Genomic DNA, 22,408 nt, shown 5'->3' with positions numbered 1-22,408 from the left:
TGGTATTATCATTCATCTCCCCTTATTGTATTTCTCTACAGCCAGATAAAAAGCCTGAATGTTATCAAAAGGTACTTCGGGCGGAGTGTCGCAACCGGTAGAGACAATAAAGTTAGCGTATCCGCCTGTACGGCTCAGAAGTTCTTCTGTCTGCGCGAAAACTTCCTCGGGAGTTAATATCCTGAATACGCCCACAGGGTCCAGATTCCCCATCACCCATACATCCGAAGGGCACTCGCGGAGAGCGGCAAGCATATCCGCTTTATTACCGAAATGATATCCTTGGGCACCGGTAGCCAGCATAGCCGGAGTACAATGTCCCGTATTACCGCAATTATGCAAGATAACCGTGAACGAATCGTCCTGCACGGCATCGATAATGCGTTTCACGTAGACAGACGAATATTGCAGGCAATCTTCGTTCGAAAGAAGCCCCGCAGCCGGTTCCGCCATAATGACCCCGGCTACCCCGGTCTCCTTAATGGCAAGACAATAGCGCAAAATGAACTCCGTACATTTTTCAAGCAATAGCCGGGCCGTTTCGGGTTCTGTATAAATAGCCATCATGATTTCCGTCATATCATACAGACGTCCTGCCAAAGAGTAAGGACCGATACATCCCGCCAGCACGGGCTTATCTATCCCTTTTGCCGCCAGGCGGTCGGCCTGCAAGTATTGAGGCACACGCCCGGATTCAAGTGAAGGAACTTGCAAGACCTCTACATCCGCATATCCGGCAAGCAGGCGCCCGGACACGCTGGGTACTTCATTGGAAGACATACTGAGTTGTGCTCCAAAGGCTTCTGCCTCTACTGTAAGATCCATAATGGTGGTACAAGCCACCGATTGCGGAAAACATTCATTCAAGGCACGGATGGCGTGATAATGGATTTCTCCGTTCGTTACGGCATCCAGCACCCGTTTACCCAGTAACTCGATGCCCGGATGGGTCATGATGGGCATTGCCACCCGTTTCTCTGATACTAATTTATCTTTTATATATTGTGACAGTTCCATAGCATTCTATCTTTTTAGTTTATTTCTGTTTTTATAGCAATCGGCTTTGCCGCACAGTTCGCATCCATATTTCCGCTTGACCATGCGGGGACCATAAGCAAGAATACCGCTGACCGACTTAATGGGTGACATCAGGGAAGAATCACTCAACCGAATCCCACAAGGAGATTCGGGCAGGCAACTGAAAAGTAACTGTTGCTGTGTGACATGCCACCCGCAATAACCGGGACTGTAAGGATGGCTCACCCCATAGCCTAAAGCGAACATCTGTGTTTCCACCTTCCGGCACACCTCACGGACGACAGCTTCGGCAATCGCCGAACCATAGGCATCCAGAAGAAACTCCCGCAGAATGTCACCCCGGGCGCACATCTCATGCTGAAAAGCCTCAAACTCACGCCCCGCAGTGGCCACAAAGAGCGCATAGCCCGCAGCATCTTTCAGATAGGGAGTAATAACGGCTCCCGTCTTCAGGCAAATCCCATTCACTCCCACTTCGCAAGTACCGGCCGGTTCGGAATCGAACAGGATATACAGAAACCGGGGGATACAAATGCCGGCAATCTCTTCTTCGAGTGCACGGCACATTGCCCGCATCTCTGCGTCGGGCACGTAACCGGCACCCATCGAAAGACTGATGTCCTCCGGATCGAGCCTCAACGAGGTGAAAGGCAGGCATCCTTCAACGATATGGGGATTCATAAACATGTTCAGCAGGCGTTTATCAACTTTTTAGCCACGATTACGGCTGCATTGGCATTACTGGTATAGGCATCGGCACCGATAGACCTGGCAAAAGCATCGCTGACAGGCGCACCTCCCACCATCACCTTCACTTTTCCCCTCAATCCGGAGGTTTCGAGGGCATCGATTACCTCCTTCATATAGTTCATGGTAGTGGTGAGCAACGCGGACATACAAATGATGTCTGCCTTGTTCTCCAGTGCCGCAGAGATGAATTTGTCACTCGATACGTCTACTCCCAAGTTGATGACTTCAAATCCACACCCTTCAAACATGGAGGCGACCAAGTTCTTACCGATATCATGCAGATCTCCCTTGACCGTACCAATCACAATCCTGCCGATGTACGAATCGGCCTTCCCCTGCATCAGTGGTTTGAGTATATCGAGGGCACCACGCATGGCACGTGCGCTCATCAGGAGATTCGGCACAAACACCTGTCCCGATTCAAAACGTGCACCGATGGCTTCCATGGCCTTGATCATATATTCATTGATGATCTCCTGAGGTGCAACTCCTCCGGCAACCGCTTCTCTGGTAACACTGACTGCCTGTTCCAATTTACCCGCCAAGATGGCTTCATATAATTCATTGAGGTTATTCATGGCATTTATCATTTATAAGATTAATAATGTATATATATGTACTCTTTCCCAACGAACCTCTGACATAGATTCATTGCATTGATGTATCCTCATCCGGCAACAGTTGCCGGCAGATTTTCATATTGTCAATAATTATAGCCCCACAAACGGTCCTCAGCGGAAATCCTTTAAAGCATCGAACATCGCAACTACATTCTCGACGGGAACATTGGCCTGAATGTTATGGACGGCATTAAAAACAAACCCTCCGTCACGTCCCAATATCTCACACTGCTCCTTTACATGGCGACGTATCTCGTCCGGAGTACCGAAAGGCAGTATCTTCTGCGTGTCGACCCCTCCTCCCCAGAAAGTCAGCCGGCTGCCGAATTCCTCTTTCAACCTCCGGGAATCCATGTCTTTGGCATTGATCTGAACCGGATTGATAATGTCGAATCCAGCTTCGATCAGCCCGGGCAAAATGGGAATGATAGCTCCGCAAGAGTGCTTGAATATTTTCCAGGTGGTATGCTGATGTATCCAGTCGTTCATCCGCCGATAGTGCGGCAACCAAAGTTCGCGGAAGGTATCTATGGAACAAAACTGCGACTCTTGTGAACCGAAATCTGTACCACATGTCAGCACCACCTCTATTTTATCTCCGAGTGCAGCCCAAAGTTTCTCATAATTAGTAATGGCAATATCAATCTCTTTCTCAAATACCTGATGCAGATAATCCTGCCGCATGGCTGTAGACATATACCACTCCACCACACTCCGGATCCCCTTCGGCTGCTTCAGCCCCATACCGGGAACAAAAGCAACGTCTCCCAAGGCTGTGCCTCCGAAACTGGCCACGACGGCCCGGCCGGTCTGATATGCTTTATCTGTCTCCGAACGGTAATAAGCCAGATCTCCCTCCGTCAACAATCCGAACTCTTCCACATTGTCTTCCGGATTCAGCTGTTCTTCGTCAATGGGGTGCTGACGCTCGATGGCATTAATAAAATAGCATCCTTTGGGCATCACGGCACTGGGGGGATAGCTTTTATCTCCTCCGGCATGCACATAAACATCTCCTTGAGCATCGGGAGTAAGATCCATCGCTTCAGGCACCAGCACCAGTTGTCCCCAAGGTGTTGTCTGTTCACGCATACGGGTTACATCCAGATCGAAAATATCTTTAGGACCTCCTATACCGATACAGTCCACCCCGATCTTTTCAGCCAGTTCCGCATCTACTTCCCCTAACATTTGAAAGGCATCCACAATCTTTACCGGCCGGGGTTCCAGCCCATAATAATTCCTCAATGCTTCTACAATGCGGCAATGAATGCCTGTAACCGCTGTTGCACCGAAATCGACCGGTACACTACCTGTATTCCGGTGATTGAGTGCACTGCGCACTTTATCTCTTGATCCGTTCATAGCATTTACATTTTAAAAGTATATTTTCGGTTTATCTCAAATTCCTGCTGACAGGCAATGTCTTCGGAAGAGCCTCCTGCCATAACTGTAAAACGTCCCGGTTCCACGGCCCATTCACCGTCCCGCATATACAGGGCCAACGACTTCTTGTCGAGAGTAAAAGTTATTTCCCGGGTCTCACCTGCTTTCAGGCGTACACGGCTGAAAGCACGCAGCTGTCTGTCAGGAGTTGTAAAGCTGCCGACTTCATCCCGCAGATAAAGCTGCACCACTTCGTCACCATCCACTGTACCCTGGTTGCGTACAGTTACCGATACATCTACCCGGCAGTGATTGCTTTCTTCACTCACCCGAACCTTCATGCCGGTATAGGAGAACATCGTATAGCTAAGGCCATAGCCAAAAGGATAACGGGGAGTACCCGCCTCTTCTATATAGCGACTGCGATTTCCCTTACGTTTCGTATTATAGTATACCGGAAGCTGTCCGACCGAACGCGGAACGGAAAGTGTGAGACGACCTGCCGGATTGTAATCGCCAAATAGCACATCTGCCACAGCATTTCCTCCCTGCATACCCGGATACCAGGCATCAAGAATTGCATCTGCTTCCTGAATGACTCCCTCCATCAATAACGGGCGCCCTTTGATCAGGACCAATACCATCGGCTTGCCCAATTTGCGAACCTCTTCCAGCAATTCCAATTGTCTGCCCATAAGATGAAGTGTGGCACGGTCATATCCCTCTCCACTTTCCATATCACTGACCCGGTTTGCAGAGACCTTGGCGGCTCCTGTCTCTTCATATTCCGAAGAAAAATCCCGGGCACTCGATCCTCCTACTACCATCACCACGACATCGGCACTACGGGCAGCCTCTATGGCATCGGCAAATCCGGTACGGGAAGAATCCCGCACGGCACAACCTTTGGCATAAAGCACACGGGTGTCTTTAGAAACTTTTTGCCGGATGCCCTCCAGAACAGTCACCACAGAACCGTCTGCCTGAGGGGCTGTATAGTCACCAAGCATATTATAACCATTATCGGCATTGGGACCTATGACGGCAAGGGTACGAATATCCTTCTTCAACGGTAACAGCTTGTCTTCATTCTTAAGCAGAACGATTGACTGACGGGCAACTTCACGAGCCAGTCCGATATGCTCGGGAGAGGCAACCAGTTGTGCCGGACGCTTATCATCAACAAACGGAGCATCAAACAATCCCATGTGAAATTTGAGAGATAATATGCGGCGTACCGCCTTATCTACTGTCTCCATAGCGACATCTCCTTTTCGAACTGCGGCAACCAGTTGTTCCGCATATACATTCGTCCCCAGATCACTATCCACCCCGGCATTCACAGCTTTCACGGCTGCTTCATAGTCACTGCCTGCAACTCCGTGTTCCCGTAATCCGCCAATAGCATACAAATCGGACACGACGAAACCTTTGAATTGCCAACGGTCTTTCAAAATATCTGTCAGCAAATAGCGGCTTCCGGTACACGGATTACCGTCTATTTCATTATACGAACTCATCACCGACAATGCTCCTGCCCCTACAGCTTCACGAAAAGGAGGGAAAATAGCTTCTTCCAGTTCACGTTCGCCCAGATGGGCAGTACCTCCGTTATGTCCCCCTTCGGTCCAGCCATACGAGGCAAAATGCTTGAGAGTGGCAATTACGCTTTTACGCCCCCTTAGTGTGTCCCCTTGAAAACCGCGAACCAAAGCAGCTCCCATCACTCCATTCAGATAAGGGTCTTCTCCGTAAGTCTCTTCCACACGTGACCAACGCGGATCGCGGGCTAAATCAAGTACCGGCCCATAACCGATATGCGCTCCCTGAGCACTTGCTTCGGTTGCAATAACACGCCCCATCTGCCGGATCAGCTCCGGATTCCAGGTACTGGCCTGACCAATGGAAGTGGGAAAAACGGTTGTACCAATCGCCATATGTCCATGAGGGCATTCTTCCGCCAGGAACAACGGAATGCCCAAACGGCTATGCTCCATGACAAAAGCCTGAAGACGGTTGGAGGCGCGGGCAGCCAATGAAGGATTGAGGCCGGTATGCAGTGTGCGCTGTGTCCATGGATCGGCCCGCATAAAGCCCCAGAGTGCCCCGATATGATATTCGCTGATTTCCTTTTCCAACCGTGCAGTCAGGCGAATTTCCTCTCCCACCCGTTCGTACATCGGCCATCCCAATGAAGTAAGCATCTGGCCTACCTTTTCTTCCAGCGTCATCTGTGACAGAAGGTGCTCCACACGCTCTTCTACCGGAACAGAAGGGTTTTCATAGGTATCCATCTGCCCGTTCTTATTCAGATCATAAAAAAAGAGCCGCGTTGCTTTATCTTTTTTCTTCCCGAACGTATCCTTGCCATGGATCGGGCATACGGGAATCACTCCCAGCAACAGAATACACAGTAATTTCATTTTCATTGTTTCTGAATTATCTGGTTAATATCATTTACCGTCTCTCTAATCATATCCACTGTCGAATCCGTTGCATAAACCGAATTCAACCCTTGTTCTTCCTGCCCGGGATCTCCCATGTAGTCATCTCCTTTTTCCCAGAAGAGGTGGCGGGGTTGTGCAAATCCACCCCATGCCCAGAAATTACATCCTTGAAAAACACCTTTCCCGGCAGCATGCTTTTTGACGATATCAAACACTTCCCTATAATAAAGGTCTCGTTGGACAGTCGGACTGTCCGAGGCAAACTTTACGCTGTCTCTCGGCAAACCGAACTCTTCAAGCACCAACGGCTTGTTTATCTTATGAGCCTCTTGAGCATGTATGTCAATATAAGAGCAAGTATTATTTATGGCCTGTCCGAGAGTTCCCGGAATATCTTTCTTATCGATCCATCCCCAATTGTTCGGCCAGATATGAATCGTGGCATAATCGATATTGGCATCGGAATGAATGGAAGTCCAAAGTGAAAGATCTCCTTCACAACCGGCCATTCCCTCCGATCCGACCGAGACCAGATGATTAGGGTCCAATGATTTAATAAGTGCCGCACAATCCGCAATCCACGCCGCAAAGCTTTCCTTATTCTCCTCACCGAACGGACGGGGCTCATTTCCTATCTGCCAGGACATGATCGCAGGATCTTCACTGTATTTCTTTCCCGTGTACCGGTTGACACGATTCACGACGTGGGTGACATGATTCCGGAACAGACGGTGTGCTTTTTCAGACTTAGCGTATTGTGCCACATAACCGGAGAATGCATCCCACCCGGCTATATTCGGCATCGGTACCTCACCGTGTCCCGCCCAATAAAGGTATTGGGAATATCCGCCCGACCACTCCCAACTATTGTTCAGGAAAAGCACAGCATACATATCCCGTTTGCCCAACTCCGATAAGAAATAATCGAGTCCGTCGAAAATAGTATCGTTATATACGCCTGCTTCTATCTGAAGCGCAGGTTCAGCTTTTGTCGGGATACCATCTTTCCCATCGGCCCCGACAAGAACACGCAGGTTATTGATTCCATGGGCTTTCAGGTGATCGAGTTCACGAAGCAGCCTTTCACGATTACCCCCCTGCCCCTGTGACCCCAATATGGCTCCATACCAGAAATTGGTCCCAATATAATAGTAAGGTTTTCCATTCACCGTCAGACGCCCATCTGACACACGGACAAAAGGATCGGAAGAAATCCGGGGAGAAGTACATGCCCCGAACACGACCAGCAAGGTCAGTAGTATACTCGATAGGGTTTTCATAATTATCAGATGTTTTATTTATAAGATTCTTTTCACTCTGTAACTGATATTGCAAAGATAAGCGTCGTCCCCATATATACCTAATACTATCTTAGCATTCCATGATATTATTATAAGCAGGTTAAGGCCAAGTATAGAAATCGGGAATCTCATCTGCAAAAAGTATCAGGGAATCTTCCTTAAACCGGCAAAAATCGGTTGCAGCCGGATGTCCTTTATAAGGAGCAAACCCGGACCAGCTACACACATAGTTCAAAGCTACTCCTTCCGAACGCAGGATGGACAACAATTGCGTATACCACAACGAGTCACGGGTCTGTGTACCGGTCTCGGTAATAGCCGAAAGTTTTGCATGCCGCCGGGCATACTGAGTCAGTATACGTGCTTTCAAAACAACCAGAGAAGTGTCTCCTCCATCCGGACGAAAATCCCAGTAATTATCCATTCCTACCACATCTACATATTCATCTCCCGGATAGCGTTCCAGGTATTCGGCTTCGGTAGTAAAGCCACAATCAGGAGAGAAAGCATACAGAAAGTTATGTACCTGCAGAGAGTCCCTGAGGTAAGTGACCGTAAACCTATATAATTCTTTAAACTCCTCAACCCGGCAATGATTTCTGCCCCACCAGAACCAGTTGCCATCAAACTCATGCCAGGGACGGAATATAATGGGAATCAATTCTCCGTTGTCGGCTTTTGCATTGTGGGCAAAGTCGGCAATGATTTTCAGGTCAGCCTTAAATATAGCATGATGGGAACCTCCCGGTAAGATATGGCGGACCACCCGGGTGGTATCATAAAAGTTTCCACCGGTCACCGGATTGTAATAATGCCAGCAGAATGTAATCACGTTACCTCGGTTATATGCAGCATGAAACTTCTGCCGGATGTAATCCGGGTCTTTTGTTTCCCAACTACGGGGATTTGTAAAATGAAGAAAATCAAAGCTGGCCAAAGCTGGATAAGTTCCCGTCACATCGTATGCGTCACATCGGTTCGCTTCATCCCGCCAGCGTGTGGTATCCGAGTCAAACCCATCCATTTCATAATTATGTTGTCCGTAAACAACCTGTTTCCCGGTCAGTTGGCGCAAGTTATAAAACAAAGCTGCCGTCCGTTCAGTTGCGCCTGAGTCAACCAGCATCTGTCTGGTTTCTGTCAGCAAATTCCTTTGCGGGGGAACACAGGACAAGATGCAGACCACAGTAGCAATGTATATTCCAATTCTTTTCATTGATAATCTATTTGAATGATATCTGATGCCTCACTTTCACAATCCCACCGTGATACGGAAGTCAGGCGATAATAATAAGTCCCTTTTAAAGGAGTTCCGTCAAAATCGAATCCATTATCGGCAAAGGTGCATGTATTTCCAGCTACAAACGTCACAAACGTACCTGCCCCGACTGCAAAATCGGGAGTCTTAGCACGATAGATGCGATACATTTCCGCATTCTCCGTACAAGTCCAGTACATACGGTTATTATCGATTTGTTTTACCACCGGAGGTATCGGTTTATCATTCCCTTGTATTCCCGTCACCACTACCGTATGATTCCGGAACGGAGCAGAGGCCGGATAAAAGGAGGTATTGTGAGAATCGGAAACAGAAATATAGTATTCTATTCCTTCTTCGGTAATCCCGGAAGCAGGCAACGTCAATGTGAAGACAGCTCTGACCCGGCGTTCAAACGGCAACTCTTTCCATACTTTATCTCCCGGTTTCCGATAGTGAAGTGTTCCGGATACAACTTCGGGCAACCGGTCTTCAACCACAGAAAACCGGATATGCAACGGAGCTCCCTTCATTACGGAAGTCACCGGAGAATTAATAACAATAACCGGTGCTTCACGATCTGCATTTCCAGCCGGACACCGGGCAGGTATTCCCAAAGGACTCTTATGCCCTTCAACATCCACCGTGTACACCGAATAGATAGCAACTCCATGAAACATATCCCGATAGCATGTCACACCGGCTGCCAATGTATCAATTTCTTCTCCATTACGACAAACAACAAAAGCCTTTGCCGCCGGTTCTTCATTACGCCAACTGACCAATGCTCCCTCACGAGTTCCCTTGGCTGTGATATGCGAAGGTGCCTGTACCCGCTGTTGCTTACGAAGTTGATTGATTTTCGCTACATAATTCTGTTTGACAAATCTATTCTGAGTACTCATGATATTCCCGTAGGACGAAATATCCTCGATACGATACAGGAAGCTGCGCGCCCATTCATCCATCTTTCCGGGTAAATCATCCCACCGATAAGCTTCAAAACCGGCATTCAACGCAATGTGGCAAGCAGCACCCTGAATGCGCGCGCGCAACCGGGAAAGACGCAACCTCTGAAGTGCATCCGGAGTAACCGCCATACAACTATCAATGGTTTTCAATTGTGCTTCAGCTAATTTTTCCGCCCCGGCTATCACATCAAAAGGTTGAAAACGAATATACAATGTATGAATACCCTTCAATCCGCTCACCGGAACCGTCAGCGTTCTCCAAGATTGCCACCCTTCCGTATTCTTTACCTCAAACCGGGCGATAACAGGGCCTTCCAGACGGTCCAGACAAACAGTGGCAACCCCACCCGAAGATGCAGAAGCGACCCGAACGGACATCCGCTCAGGACTATTACTAAAATCAACCGCAGGATACTCCAACCAGTCATCCGCCATAATATACCCTACACACTCACCACCTTCATCACAAGGGGCATTTTGGGTACCTTTCTTCTCTTTGTATCCGGTAGCTTCTATCTTTACGGTTTCTCCATTTTTCCCGATAAAAGCCATCGAACGAAGGTTCATCAACGGATAAGTATGCACCACCTGATTAAATCCGGGTGTTTCCTGACACTCGCCAAAGTCAGTGGCAAAAGGCTCGTTTTGATTGATAATACCGGTAATGGCATCGGCTGCATTTTTCCCGTAACTGGCACATGCAAAATCCCGATATACCTTCTCCGAAGAATCCAGTACTTCACGCTTATACCAGGGGGCCTTACTGATATACCACATTTTAGGAGAAATAGCGTCGGCCAGTCTCCACGTCAGTGCATAAAAACCATTCATATTGGGAGAAGCATCTCCAAAGGCCCGGATGGTTTCCGAAAGATCCACATTATAAGGATAGTAATATTCAGAACTGTTAAAATCCCGTTCCAACCAGGGACATCCCCAGTATTCACGACTGCCATACACACTTCCCGGTTCGAACGCTGCCGAATAATAAGATATGGGAGCACAAATAACATCTTCGGGCAGACTATTCACTGATTCCGGGGTCAGCCCCCACCCCGATACAGCTATACGGGTAGAAGGCGACATCCGCTTCATCTCTTCATAGAATCCATCAAAAACTCTCCGCCAGCGGGCATAAAAAGCTTCATTCTTCTGCCCTTCAGACTGGAAACAAAGCAGATAATCCAATTCTGGATATTCACAGGCAATTTCTGTAACCTGTGCCTTAATTACTTCTCTATTATCCGGCTCAGTCTGATATTCTGGCAAGAGGACATCGATATCCAATCCTAAGCCTATTTTCACACCACGCAAATGTGCATAAGCGATCACCTTGCGGAATATAGTTGCTCCTTTCTCTTTGATCTGGCTATTCGTCAGCGTTTCATTATGTAACCCATAATCAGCTCCAAAATCATAGTCATCATAAATCCCGGATGCTCCAAAAAGATATTCATTGACATCCCATCCGGGGCAACACCATCCGTGTCCGGTCTTTATGGTAGGCATCCATCCACGTGACAAATGACCTTTATACTCAAAATTATGAAACAATTCATTATGCCCGCAAAACCCGTTATAATTATGAATCATAATAAAATTCATCCGCATCCGCGCAGCCTGATCTATGATGTAACGCCAATCATCCCATGAATAAATCGTAGCCGATTGCGGAAAATTAGTCCAAGGAAGAAATCCGCGAACGGTCATTGTCGGCGTACGTTCATCCCGGATAAACGGTAACTTTGTCTGCGGCTTTTTTTTATCGGGATACACATCCCCGTTCATATAGAAACGCATTCCTAAATGATCCTCCAATAACCCATATACGCCATAAAGCAGTCCACTGGCATCCGCACCGGCAATAACCACCAGTTGCCTGCCTTTTTCCTTCACTGTCCGAATGACATACCCCTGTGCTCCGGGCACTGATGCCAGAGACAGCACTCCATTGTCTTTCCAAGAAGTCATCAACGGATGATCCAGTCTTGTAAGCACAAATTCCGTTTTCCTGTCCGGCACCTCTCCATGTCCGACAGATAATAGCCGCCCGGACAACTGATAGTAATATCGTTGAAGCTCTGCTGCCGCATATTCTTCGACCGGTGTACCCGAAGTAACCAATAAAATCTGTGCTTTGATTGTCGATGCTGTCATTGCCAGAATCAAAACAGCCAGCAGGTGATATGCCATTCGTCTCATTTCTATTTTATTTTATTTTCCAGATAAGTTTTAAGTTCATTGTATTCACGCCACACACGCTGGTTCAAAGAGCTAAGAACGCCCAGTTCTCCACGTGAATGAACCCGTTTCACATAAGTATCGAACATCTCTTTGATTGGTGCTGAAAGCAATAACCGGTATGCATCCGCATATTCCTGTGAAGCATCTATTTTCTCACCTTGCGCTTCTTTCTTCTTTAAGGTAAAAGCAGGCATCATAGCCTGATCCACCTCTCCCAAGAGAAGTTCAAAACGAAACATTGCTATGAAACGTTCCAGATTATCCCGCTGCTCCCCTTTTAACTTTTTCAATAATGATTCTCCCGAAGACACCAGTTCTTTCCGTATCCGCACATTATTTTCGTCCAGCAGTCCCCATTCCGGAGTATAGGCGTAAAACTCCGGCGAAGGCACATTCCACTGAATTTGTTTCCGATCCATTCCGGCAAGCAACGGGGTCATTTTTTTAGCCGCATCTTTTCCGAACTCCTCCGTCAGAAATCTGTCATACAACTGCTCCACACTTTCTTTGGCATCTTTATCCGAAGCAAAATGGGCAAACGTTCGGAAATTAAAACGAGGTTCCTCCGTACGCCAGTGGATAGCAACCACTCCGTCCAGATTCTGTTTAGCGGCAAGTTTCACATGTTCACGCATCATATGGACCCTTGGCTGAAAATGCCACAACTGGTGATCGCCTTCCAACCAGGGAACTGCCCATACATTACGGTTCCGGGCAATCTCTTCCAGAAACTCCGGTTGTGGACTTTTCCCCAGATCCGGATTGAGACAACTGAAAATAATATCTTTGGGCAAAGCTCTGTCCAATCCTTTCAGCAATGAAGGTAACTGATGTCCTCCTCCCCAGCCACCAAGGATCAATTTGGCATGCGAACCCTTTGATTTCAGATAATCATAAGTCAGTTTCATATATTCCAGCGCCCACACTCCGACAAAACGGGCCGATGAATCGGCCGCTTCCTCAAAGAAGCTTTCATTTTCCCGATAAGCACGGGCAAAAGGTGCATTCCGCAATGCTTTCTGAGTATCGACTCCCATAAACGAATGTTCATTCAGCCACATCCAGATGTAATCAATATCCGGATAAGCTTTCAGGATATCATCAATTGCAGCATAATGTATCTCGGCTGCTATCTGGCTTTTCGGATTCGGAATCATATTCGATTCACCTGGCCAATAGAAACAGTCTCCGGCTACATTCAAAGAAAAGTATTCGGGAGGAATCACTCCGAATTCAAATCCCATAGCCATACGAATTCCCCGTTCATGTGCCATTTTCAATACATCACGCATCAGCCCCTGGGCCTTTTCGTAATGCTCCCGGGGAGAGTACGAGGTAACCGAACCGTCATTACCGAAAGCTTCTGCCCCTGCAGATAAGTGGAATGCTTTTCCCGTATCATAAGCAAAGTCTTTCACAGCCATCGGCAGATAGCCCCAACGTGCAGTCAGAGAATTATCAAAACAGGCTTGAGGAAGAATATTCTTATATTCTATTTTTATCATAGGTTCCACATAAGTGGCATAACGCTCACCACCCCCCGTATAATTGTGGAAACCAATGAAGTTGATACCATTTTTCTGACATTCATCCAGATAATTCCGGTAATCTGACAAGTTCCATGAAGTAGGTCCTGACAAGAAATTATGCCAGGGAAGTACCCCCCTGATATTAAATTTCTCCTGTGCCTGTATCCCCAGACAGAAGAACAAACCGATAAACAAATATTGAATTTTCCGCATTGTCATTCTTTTTTTATTCATATTGCGGAGTGAGTTAAAAAGAGGGATAGTTATAAGAAAACTGCCCCTCTTTTACCAACTCTACCCTACATCAGGCAGTCAATAAACTACCTTTCACTAAACACACCTTAATCTTTGGGAACAATACGGAAATTATCAAAGCAGATATCCGTATCTTCCGCCCAACTATTACCCATAATCTGTAAAACTCCATCATTAGGAATGTCCCCTTTCCACATTTCTCCCAAGTCAATAGAAACCGTTTTCCACTCTCCGTTCGTATTCAAGGCGAGTCCCGATGCAAAAGGTTCCCAATCGTAATTAATCTGCGAGAAGTAAAATCGGATCTGTCTTTTGGTCAATGGCTTGATTGTATTTACTTCAAACTTCAGCAAATATTTATCCTGATCGGCAATAACCTCGGGAAAGTATTCGACAGCACACTGTGCAATAGTAGTCACCTCGTTCCAGTCCCAATCATTCGCATCTCCCTTATTAATCTTGAAACGGGAGAATTGTCCGCTGTACGGAGCAGGAACGGGACCATTTATCACATATTTACCACCTCCCCAACCGGTGAACGGGTCAAAGTCACACAGCATATTGCCCTTTTCCATATATTTACCGGGAACCATGACTTCTCCACAAACCGGGCTGACTAATTTAATTTTTGAACCTATTACGGCATCCTCCGGCAACACAAAACTCAGACTGTTACCGGTTGCTTTTGTTATCTCCGCTTCTTTTCCACCAAAGAACAGCTGCCCCGATTCGGTCGTTATCTCATAAAGATCAAAATAATCGCCAACCACCTGCATCGTATCACCTGCCGGCGTAAATTCATTGAACATACCGTTCACCTCCAATTCAGGAATAAACACCGATATCGGAGTAGTTACGGTAGAATTTCCGTTTCCTAAAGTTATCAGATTATTTACCTCTCCCGGAATTATCCTGGGGATCGGAAAAGTTATTTCTCCGGAAGTGATATACGCATCTCTCAAATCAACCTGTACATCATTTACCAGAATCGAATTAACAGCATTCAATCCTGTACCTTGCACAATGATATATTGTGCAAGATTAGCCTGATCGATCCCCTGTTCGCGATCGAGTACCGTAGATACCCGGGTGACAGCCAGAGGGGCATATTCCACTTCATCATCTTTACACGATGCAAACAGACCACAGCCCAGAATCACCCATACGAATAAAATATATCTAAATGTTTTCATTGTATCTTCAATTTTAAATGTTACGAATGTATTCATTACCATCCCGGATTGTTAGAATCAATCTTATCATTAGAGTTCACCTCACTGGTAGGTATCGGATATAGAAGATTACGCTCCAAACGACGTTTAGTCACATTATGCTCATCCATATCGATGGCATTCATCACATCCAGATAGATACCCCAACGGAAAAGATCATAACGGCGGTCAGCTTCATAGGCCAATTCACGGGCACGCTCTTCCAATACAGCCGAACGGAATTCATCCTGATTCATTCCGGAGAACGGAGTGGCATGGGCACGCGTACGAATGCGGTTCACCTGATTATAGGCCTCAGCGTCCGGTCCGCCATTCAATTCATTGACAGCCTCAGCATAAATCAACATTATATCCGGCAAACGGAGTAACGGAAAGTGAAAATCACTGTTTTTTTGTTTCCGGTCTGTAACAAAAGTAAATTTCGTCAATTTCGCCAATGTCCACCCCTGACCTTCATGATAGACTTCCGTACCATCAAAAGCATTGCCCTGACTGTCATATACCTCCTTATTCTCTACTTTATCTGCATACCAACGGGGATAATAGTTATAGATAACCTTACCATTGGATATTCCATCCGACGCATATCGGTGAATAACTCCATCGACAATACGCGTATCCTGTTCTTCGAAAAGCAGATACCAGTGATCGCGCATACCATACCAGTTACCTTCCATCGTACCGTCTTCTTTGAAAATGCCCACATAATCCTGACAGATCGTGTTTCCAAAGTCCTTATCACCGCTGATGGCCTGTGCCATCCAGATGTGTTCTCCCTTATTACGGTTTCCTATGGCCCATACGTCCATATAATTATCAAACAGGGTATATTCGTTTATCACCTCCCAAGCTTTGTCACGTGCCAACGCATAATACTTGGCCGGATCAAAAGACTCATAACCTGCAACAGTCTTTGCAATGTGCGTGATAGGTTGTGGTTCAAATATATTCGGATCTCCTCCCTTAACCACGATAGGCACACCGGACATCGCCCCGGAAGCCATAGTAACATATACTTTCGCCAATAACGCTTTGGCAGCTCCGCTCGAGACACGTCCCGCTACAAACCCGGCATCATCTTTCGAATACATTCCTTCAGCTTGTTCCAGCAATTCAATGATATGTGTGTATACGTCCGATACCGAGGCACGAGGCTGGCTCATAGCTTCCCCTTCCGATATTGATTTCCGGAAAATAGGCACAGGACCGTAATTTCTCACCAAGTTAAAATAAGCCCATGCTTTAAGGAAGCAGAGTTGTGCCAAAGCGTCCTGTTTACTCTCCGGAGTCAGGTTATTCATAGCCGAGATCTTGGATATACCCAGATTTGCCCGGTGAATCAACGTATAGCTGCCCTGCCACATATGATCTATTCCCCAGAATCCTTGTGGATTACCTGCTCCGACATTACCAAATGCCCATGATGCACCCGACGCATAGTCACAATCCATATTGGTCAGATAAAGATAAGAACCCGGAGCAATAAAGCTGGTGATCACTGTATTATAAGTACCTGTCACAAGCTGGGAAGCCGCACTCTCACTGTCTCCCAACTGTTCGGGTGACACAAAATCATAGGCCTTTTCTTCCAGCAAATCATTGCATGAACATGCCAACAGGACTGTCCATAGCAATAAAAACGATTTGAATATTATTTTTTTCATGACTTTTCTTGATTTGAGTTAAACATCAGAACGTACACTGTAAACCAAATGAGAAGGTGCGACTACTTGGATACGAGAATAAATCCACGCCACGGCGAGAAGCATCACTACCGAAAGAGTTTACATCCGGATCATACCAGCTATATCCCGAAATGGTGAATACATTGCTGACAGAAGCAAACAGATTGATCGATTCAATTCCCTTGAACGGAGAGACAAACTTATACCCCAGATTAATATTCTTCATTCTCAGATAAGATCCGTCTTCTACATAACGATCAGACAGTTTCATCGTTCTTCCATAGCCGGCATAAGCTTTCGGCCATTTGGCATTCTCCCGGTTTTCGGGTGTCCAGCGAGATTCATATATATTCAGCGGAATATTACCAATACCACTCATAGTCACCTCGAGTAAGTTCGCATTGAAAATATCACCTCCGACACATCCTTGCAGGAAAAAGCTTAAAGAAAAGTTCTTATAAGTAAAATTGTGAGTCATACCGAAAGTGAAATCCGGATTCGTATCCCCAATTACCTGGCGATCGGCATTTGTAATACCGGCTACTCCATCCAAATCTTTATATTTCACCTCACCCACCATTGCTTTACATACGGCTTCTGACTCTTTTGCATAAAACGGGTCGGCTCTTACTTCAGCAATATTATCATAAAAACCATCTTCCACAAATCCATAAATGGTTCCGATCGGCATTCCGTTGCGCTGCAGGAATACATTATCAGCCTTACTCCATCCCTGGGCAAACTGATCTCCCGGAAGTCCGCTGATCTTGTTACGGTTAAAGGAAATATTAGCATCAAAATCCCAGTTGAAGTTCTTACCGGTGATCGCATAGAACTTTCCGGTAATTTCAAGTCCCTTATTCGTTACATTTCCAAAGTTAGTCGTCATATTCGAGAAACCTGTACTTTGTGGTATCTGTATATTCTGCAATAAGTCAGATGTCTTTTTGTAATACAGATCGACAGTCAAATTAATTCTGTTCTGCAGGAATCCCATATCCACACCCACATTATACTGGCTGGTGGTCTCCCACTTCAAATCCGGATTGGCAGGTCCTCTCCAGGTAAGATTGGCAAATCCACTGGAAAGTGCACCGTTAATCGGATAATTGGCCACAGTCAGATAGTCACGGGTAGCATAGGCGCCTATCGCCTGATTACCAGTCTGCCCGTAGCTTGCACGGAACTTCAGGTTACTAAACAAATTCAGGTCCTTAATAAACTGCTCTTCCGATGCTCTCCAGGCAATAGCTCCTGAAGCAAAGTTAGACCATTTGTTGCCCGGTGCAAACTTACTGGAACCATCCCGACGGAAAGAGGCAGTAAACAGATACTTATTCATCAGGTTATAGTTGGCACGTCCCAGGAAAGACACCAGAGAAGTCATTCCGCGTCCACTGGTCGGCTTCTGCGGATTCACAGCGGCACTCATATCAAAGTCTTCCGTCAAGTCTTGAGGAAACCCGGTAGCTACCATTGCTTTATTACCATAATCCCCTCTTTCATAAGAGAAAGCAGCAACCACATTCAACGAATGATTCTTATTGAAAGTTTTGTTGTAAGTCGCCATCGTTTCAAGTACCAGATTCTTCGCCCAGTTATCAGCTTTTGAGGCGTATCCGTTTGTCGGATCTTTACCTTCCACCGTCTCTCTGTTATAGTACACATCACGTTCGTTTATATTATAGGAGAAACCCACATTCTGACGAACTTTCAAATCCTTATACGGTGTGATTTCCACAAATGAAGAAGAGAAGAAACTATTCGTTGCCAGTTCATCTTTAGCTGCACGGGTATATACATAAGGATTCGATGAGAACCAGTTCAACTGGGCATTATTCGTTTCATCGTCCAAGGGTGCGGTAGCCGGATAGAACAAAGCCCCCCGGATAATACCATCACTGACAGAATTGGTTTTGGCAAGCTTGTTCAATGAGTTGGTAAAACTCATATTCGTACCGATTTCAATCCAGTCGTGTACCTTACGAGCGAGATTCGCACGGAATGAATAACGTTTGTATCCGGAGTTATGAATGATACCGCTCTGATCCAGTATATTACCGGAGATTGCATAATACCCCTTATCATTCGAACCGTTCACGCTCAGATTGTATTCCTGGGAAAAAGCTGTTTCAAATACTTCATCCTGCCAGTTTACACTGGGATACGTACCATTCCGGTAATCTTCCGGTCCCGGAGAATAAACCGATTCACCGGTATTCGGGTCCACTTTCGAAGTGCCCGGATAAGGAATAGCTTCATTTGCATTCTCGTATTCATTAAACATCCGTGCTGCTTCATTCCTATACAATGCATATGTATATCCATCCAGCATATCCAGTTTCTTCACTACCTTTGAAATTCCGAAGTTGGCACTGAAACTGATATTGTCTTTTCCCTTCGCACCACGCTTGGTGGTAATCAACACCACTCCGTTCGCACCGCGTGATCCGTAAATAGCCGTAGCTGAAGCATCCTTCAGGATCTCAATAGACTCGATATCCGACGGATTAATCGTCGACAACGGATTGGCCGTCTGCATCATACCATCTTTACCTGTTCCGGGCATTCCACTACTGGTAAAAGGAATACCATCTACAATGTAAAGCGGTTCTGTAGAAGTTGAAAACGAGTTCGCACCACGAATCTGAATACTCACGCCTGCTCCGGGAGCACCATCATTCTGGTTGACCTGCACACCTGCAATACGCCCCTGAAGTCCCTGGTTGATACTGATCGGATTGGTTTTCATCAAGTCTTCGCTTTTGATACTGGTGACCGATCCTGTCAAGTCACTCTTCTTCATTGTACCATAGCCTATGACTACCACCTCATCCAGCAGTTCAGTATCTTCCTTCATTGTCACATTGAGTATTTTCTGTCCGGGTTTTAAAGTAATCTCCTGTTCTTTATACCCCACACACGAGAAGACCAGTACATTCTTGCCACTCGGAACGTTTACACTGTATTTACCGTCCACATTGGCAATAGAACCGGTTCCGGCACCTTTGACCAGTACATTGGCTCCAATCAATGGAGATCCATCGTTAGCATCGGTGATTACGCCTGTAACAATGGTTTGCTGAGCCATCATATGGCTGCTCATCAAGAGCGCCATCAGAAACAACATCATGTTCTTCATACTATTACACTGATTTAAAATGATTAATTTTGTGATAATGCAAAAATAGAGTCAACCGGGAGAACAAACAAGTATGATTTTATCATTCACTTATGCAATTCAGACAAACACTCTTTATTTCTTTTCTGCCTTCAATGCATCCGTTATTCTACCATAGTTTATCTAAAAGACGAAATCGAGACTTGTTTTATCCCAATATCGGAGAACTTTCTCAAATGTAAAATTAGTGCAGTTATCATTAACAATCCAGTATTATTTTATCCGATAGTGATACAATCAGCACACCCTTACATCAGAGAACAAGTACATAAAGAAATTACCTTCAAACAATCTTTCCTTAAAAAAACACTACTACCTCAGAACCTGTAAAAACCAACCTTATTGTATCTTAACCTCAAAACCTTTCGTAACACCCTTTGCCAGTCCCGGTTGTCCGGAACCTATAAACAGCGTATACTTTCCGGTAAGCATCCTCCAGTTTCCATTTTCCCAGACCGACAACTCCCGGGGAGGTATATTAAATTCAACTCTCTTCTTTTCACCCGGAGCAAGTTTCACCTTTTTAAACGCTACCAATTTTTTCAACGGATATGTATAGACAGGAGTATTTTCTCTGGAAACATACACCTGGACGACTTCTTCTCCGGTCCATTTACCGGTATTGGATAATTCAACCGAACATTGCAACGTTGTGCCCGATTTCAAGGTATCATTTCCTTGTATACCATCGAACCCAAATGATGTATAACTCAACCCATGACCGAAACCATATAAAGGATCTTCCTTCATATAACGATAAGTACGCCCTTTCCACATATCAAAATCCAGGATATCCGGCAACTGATCTTCTGCCCGATAAATAGTCATAGGTAACTTACCCGATGGATTTTCGTTCCCAAACAATAAATCGGCCAGGGCTCTACCGGCTTCCTGCCCGGGGTACCAGACCTGCATAATCGCCGGTATATGCACATCCGCCCATTCAGAAGTTAGCGGATTTCCCGAATGGAAAACCAATACGATCCTCGGGTTCACTTGATAAATAGCTTTCAGCAGTTTCTCCTGTTCTTCCGGTAAATAAATAGAAGTCATATCATGATTCTCTCTTGCCATTTTTTCATCACTTCCCAAAGCTACAAGCACCACATCGACTCCTTTTACCGCAGCCACAATAGAATCCCTGGAAGCTCCTATACCGTTCAAATAGTTGACTTTTCCTCTTTTACCCATCAAATCTTTCACCCCTTTCAAAAGTGTAACCGAATAAGGAGGCTGTCCACTATATCCACCTAAATAATTATGATCGGCAAACGGGCCTACTACAGCTACCGATTTAGTCTTCTCCTTACTTAAAGGCAACAGATTTTCATTTTTCAATAGCACAACCGACTTGACAGCCGCTTCATAAGCAAGTTCCGCAAACTTCTTGCCGGCCAATAGCTTCTTATCGTAATGATTATAAGGCACAAGTTCCATCGGATCAAATTCTCCCAACTTAAACCTCGCGGTCAGCACCCGCGTTAAAGCCTGATCAATAGTAGCTTCCGAGATTAAGCCCTGTTTCACTGCCTGAACCAATTTCTCTTTATATGTAGTGCCACATTCCAAATCACACCCACTGTTGACACCCAGCGCTGCCGCTTCCTCCAACGAATTCACGACCCTATGCTGCCAATTCATCACCCCAATGGCCCCGCAATCAGAAACTACAAATCCGTCAAATCCCCACTCTTTTCTCAGCACTTCACCGAGCAGCCAACGAGAGCCACTGGGAGGCACACCGTTAAAAGCATTATAAGCCGTCATTACCGACTGCACGCCTGCCTCTTTCACGCAAGCTTCGTAAGCCGGAAAATAATATTCATACAACTGTTTCGTCGGTATTTGCGAAGAGCTGGAAAAGCGATTGTTCTCTTCGTTGTTAGCCACAAAGTGTTTGATTGTTGCGACAGTTTTCAGATAAGCCGGATGATCACCCTGTAGCCCCTTCACAAAGGCTACTCCAAGCCGTGAAGTCAGATACGGATCTTCACCATAAGTCTCTTCATTTCTTCCCCAGCGCGGGTCACGAGCCATATTGATAGTAGGCGACCAGTAAGTGAGCCCCTTTCCTATTTCCAGATATTTCAGTCGCGCCTCCGTAGAAATAGCAGAAGCCACCCGCTTTACCAATACCGTATCCCAGGTAGAAGCCAGATTAATAGCCTGTGGAAAAACAGTCACTTCACCTGCACGAGCCACTCCATGGAGACATTCATTCCAATAATTATAAGCAGGAAGGTTCAGCCTGGGGATGCTATCACTTTCGCTCACGAGTTGAGATGCCTTCTCTGCCAGTGTCATCTGTTGGATGAGTGTTTTCACGCGAACGGCAATCGGTTGCGACAAATCTCCGATAATCCTCTCTTTCACACCGCGGACTTCCACTTTTCCTCCTGCATTAAAAGCCGGACAATCCTCACACCCTCCATTGTCTTGAGCTCTCAACATTATACCGGCAGAAAGTAGAATCCCTATCATTACTATTTTTGTTTGCATGTCTTTCATATT

Annotated in this window: 13 protein-coding genes; all 13 read right to left on the bottom strand. The window is 46.1% G+C overall.

The features are described from left to right. Window positions 1–12: 12 nt before the first annotated feature. The 13 genes from G7Y45_RS07310 to G7Y45_RS07250 all read right to left on the bottom strand — a co-directional run bounded on the left by G7Y45_RS07310 (window position 13) and on the right by G7Y45_RS07250 (window position 22,405). Window positions 13–1,017, bottom strand: a complete 1,005-nt coding sequence (locus tag G7Y45_RS07310; protein ID WP_165016926.1) for a uroporphyrinogen decarboxylase family protein — start codon at window positions 1,015–1,017, stop codon at window positions 13–15. Between the two features lie 6 nt (window positions 1,018–1,023). After that, the gene (locus G7Y45_RS07305) at window positions 1,024–1,725 is read right to left on the bottom strand and encodes a vitamin B12 dependent-methionine synthase activation domain-containing protein (RefSeq protein ID WP_165016930.1); all 702 of its coding nucleotides are present in this window, start codon (window positions 1,723–1,725) and stop codon (window positions 1,024–1,026) included. Between the two features lie 2 nt (window positions 1,726–1,727). Further along, window positions 1,728–2,366 carry a corrinoid protein gene (locus G7Y45_RS07300; RefSeq protein WP_032540860.1) on the bottom strand — a complete coding sequence of 213 codons (639 nt, stop codon included), beginning with the start codon at window positions 2,364–2,366 and terminating at the stop codon, window positions 1,728–1,730. A 153-nt stretch (window positions 2,367–2,519) separates the two neighbouring features. After that, window positions 2,520–3,773 carry a uroporphyrinogen decarboxylase family protein gene (locus tag G7Y45_RS07295; RefSeq protein WP_165016933.1) on the bottom strand — a complete coding sequence of 418 codons (1,254 nt, stop codon included), beginning with the start codon at window positions 3,771–3,773 and terminating at the stop codon, window positions 2,520–2,522. 5 nt (window positions 3,774–3,778) lie between these two features. Further along, window positions 3,779–6,223 (bottom strand): glycoside hydrolase family 3 N-terminal domain-containing protein, encoded by a 2,445-nt coding sequence (locus G7Y45_RS07290; RefSeq protein ID WP_165016936.1) that lies wholly within the window; start codon window positions 6,221–6,223, stop codon window positions 3,779–3,781. Beyond that, window positions 6,220–7,521, bottom strand: a complete 1,302-nt coding sequence (locus tag G7Y45_RS07285) for a beta-galactosidase (protein WP_165016939.1) — start codon at window positions 7,519–7,521, stop codon at window positions 6,220–6,222. Before G7Y45_RS07285 ends, G7Y45_RS07290 begins: the two co-directional genes overlap by 4 nt. A gap of 121 nt (window positions 7,522–7,642) precedes the next feature. Beyond that, the gene (locus G7Y45_RS07280; protein ID WP_165016942.1) at window positions 7,643–8,758 is read right to left on the bottom strand and encodes a glycoside hydrolase family 26 protein; all 1,116 of its coding nucleotides are present in this window, start codon (window positions 8,756–8,758) and stop codon (window positions 7,643–7,645) included. Further along, entirely contained in the window at window positions 8,755–11,973 is a 3,219-nt protein-coding gene (locus G7Y45_RS07275; RefSeq protein ID WP_165016945.1) for a carbohydrate-binding protein, read from the bottom strand. The genes G7Y45_RS07280 and G7Y45_RS07275 overlap by 4 nt, the downstream gene beginning before the upstream one ends. 2 nt (window positions 11,974–11,975) lie before the next feature. After that, complete coding sequence (locus G7Y45_RS07270; RefSeq protein WP_165016948.1) at window positions 11,976–13,757, bottom strand: hypothetical protein; 1,782 nt, start codon at window positions 13,755–13,757, stop codon at window positions 11,976–11,978. 128 nt (window positions 13,758–13,885) lie between these two features. After that, on the bottom strand, window positions 13,886–15,028 hold the full coding sequence (locus G7Y45_RS07265) for a glycan-binding surface protein (protein ID WP_165016951.1): 1,143 nt from the start codon (window positions 15,026–15,028) through the stop codon (window positions 13,886–13,888). Then, a complete protein-coding gene (locus G7Y45_RS07260) occupies window positions 15,028–16,695 on the bottom strand; it encodes a RagB/SusD family nutrient uptake outer membrane protein (protein WP_165016954.1) in 1,668 nt (555 codons plus the stop codon). Before G7Y45_RS07260 ends, G7Y45_RS07265 begins: the two co-directional genes overlap by 1 nt. Before the next feature lie 25 nt (window positions 16,696–16,720). Then, window positions 16,721–19,858 (bottom strand): TonB-dependent receptor, encoded by a 3,138-nt coding sequence (locus G7Y45_RS07255; RefSeq protein ID WP_165016957.1) that lies wholly within the window; start codon window positions 19,856–19,858, stop codon window positions 16,721–16,723. Between the two features lie 378 nt (window positions 19,859–20,236). Beyond that, complete coding sequence (locus G7Y45_RS07250) at window positions 20,237–22,405, bottom strand: glycoside hydrolase family 3 C-terminal domain-containing protein (RefSeq protein ID WP_165016960.1); 2,169 nt, start codon at window positions 22,403–22,405, stop codon at window positions 20,237–20,239. Window positions 22,406–22,408: the final 3 nt, after the last annotated feature.

The organism is Bacteroides sp. ZJ-18 (assembly GCF_011038705.2).
GTDB classification, from domain to species: Bacteria; Bacteroidota; Bacteroidia; order Bacteroidales; family Bacteroidaceae; genus Bacteroides; species Bacteroides hominis.
Note: the sequence above shows the minus strand (reverse complement) of the source record. Positions and strands in the feature narration are given on the sequence as shown.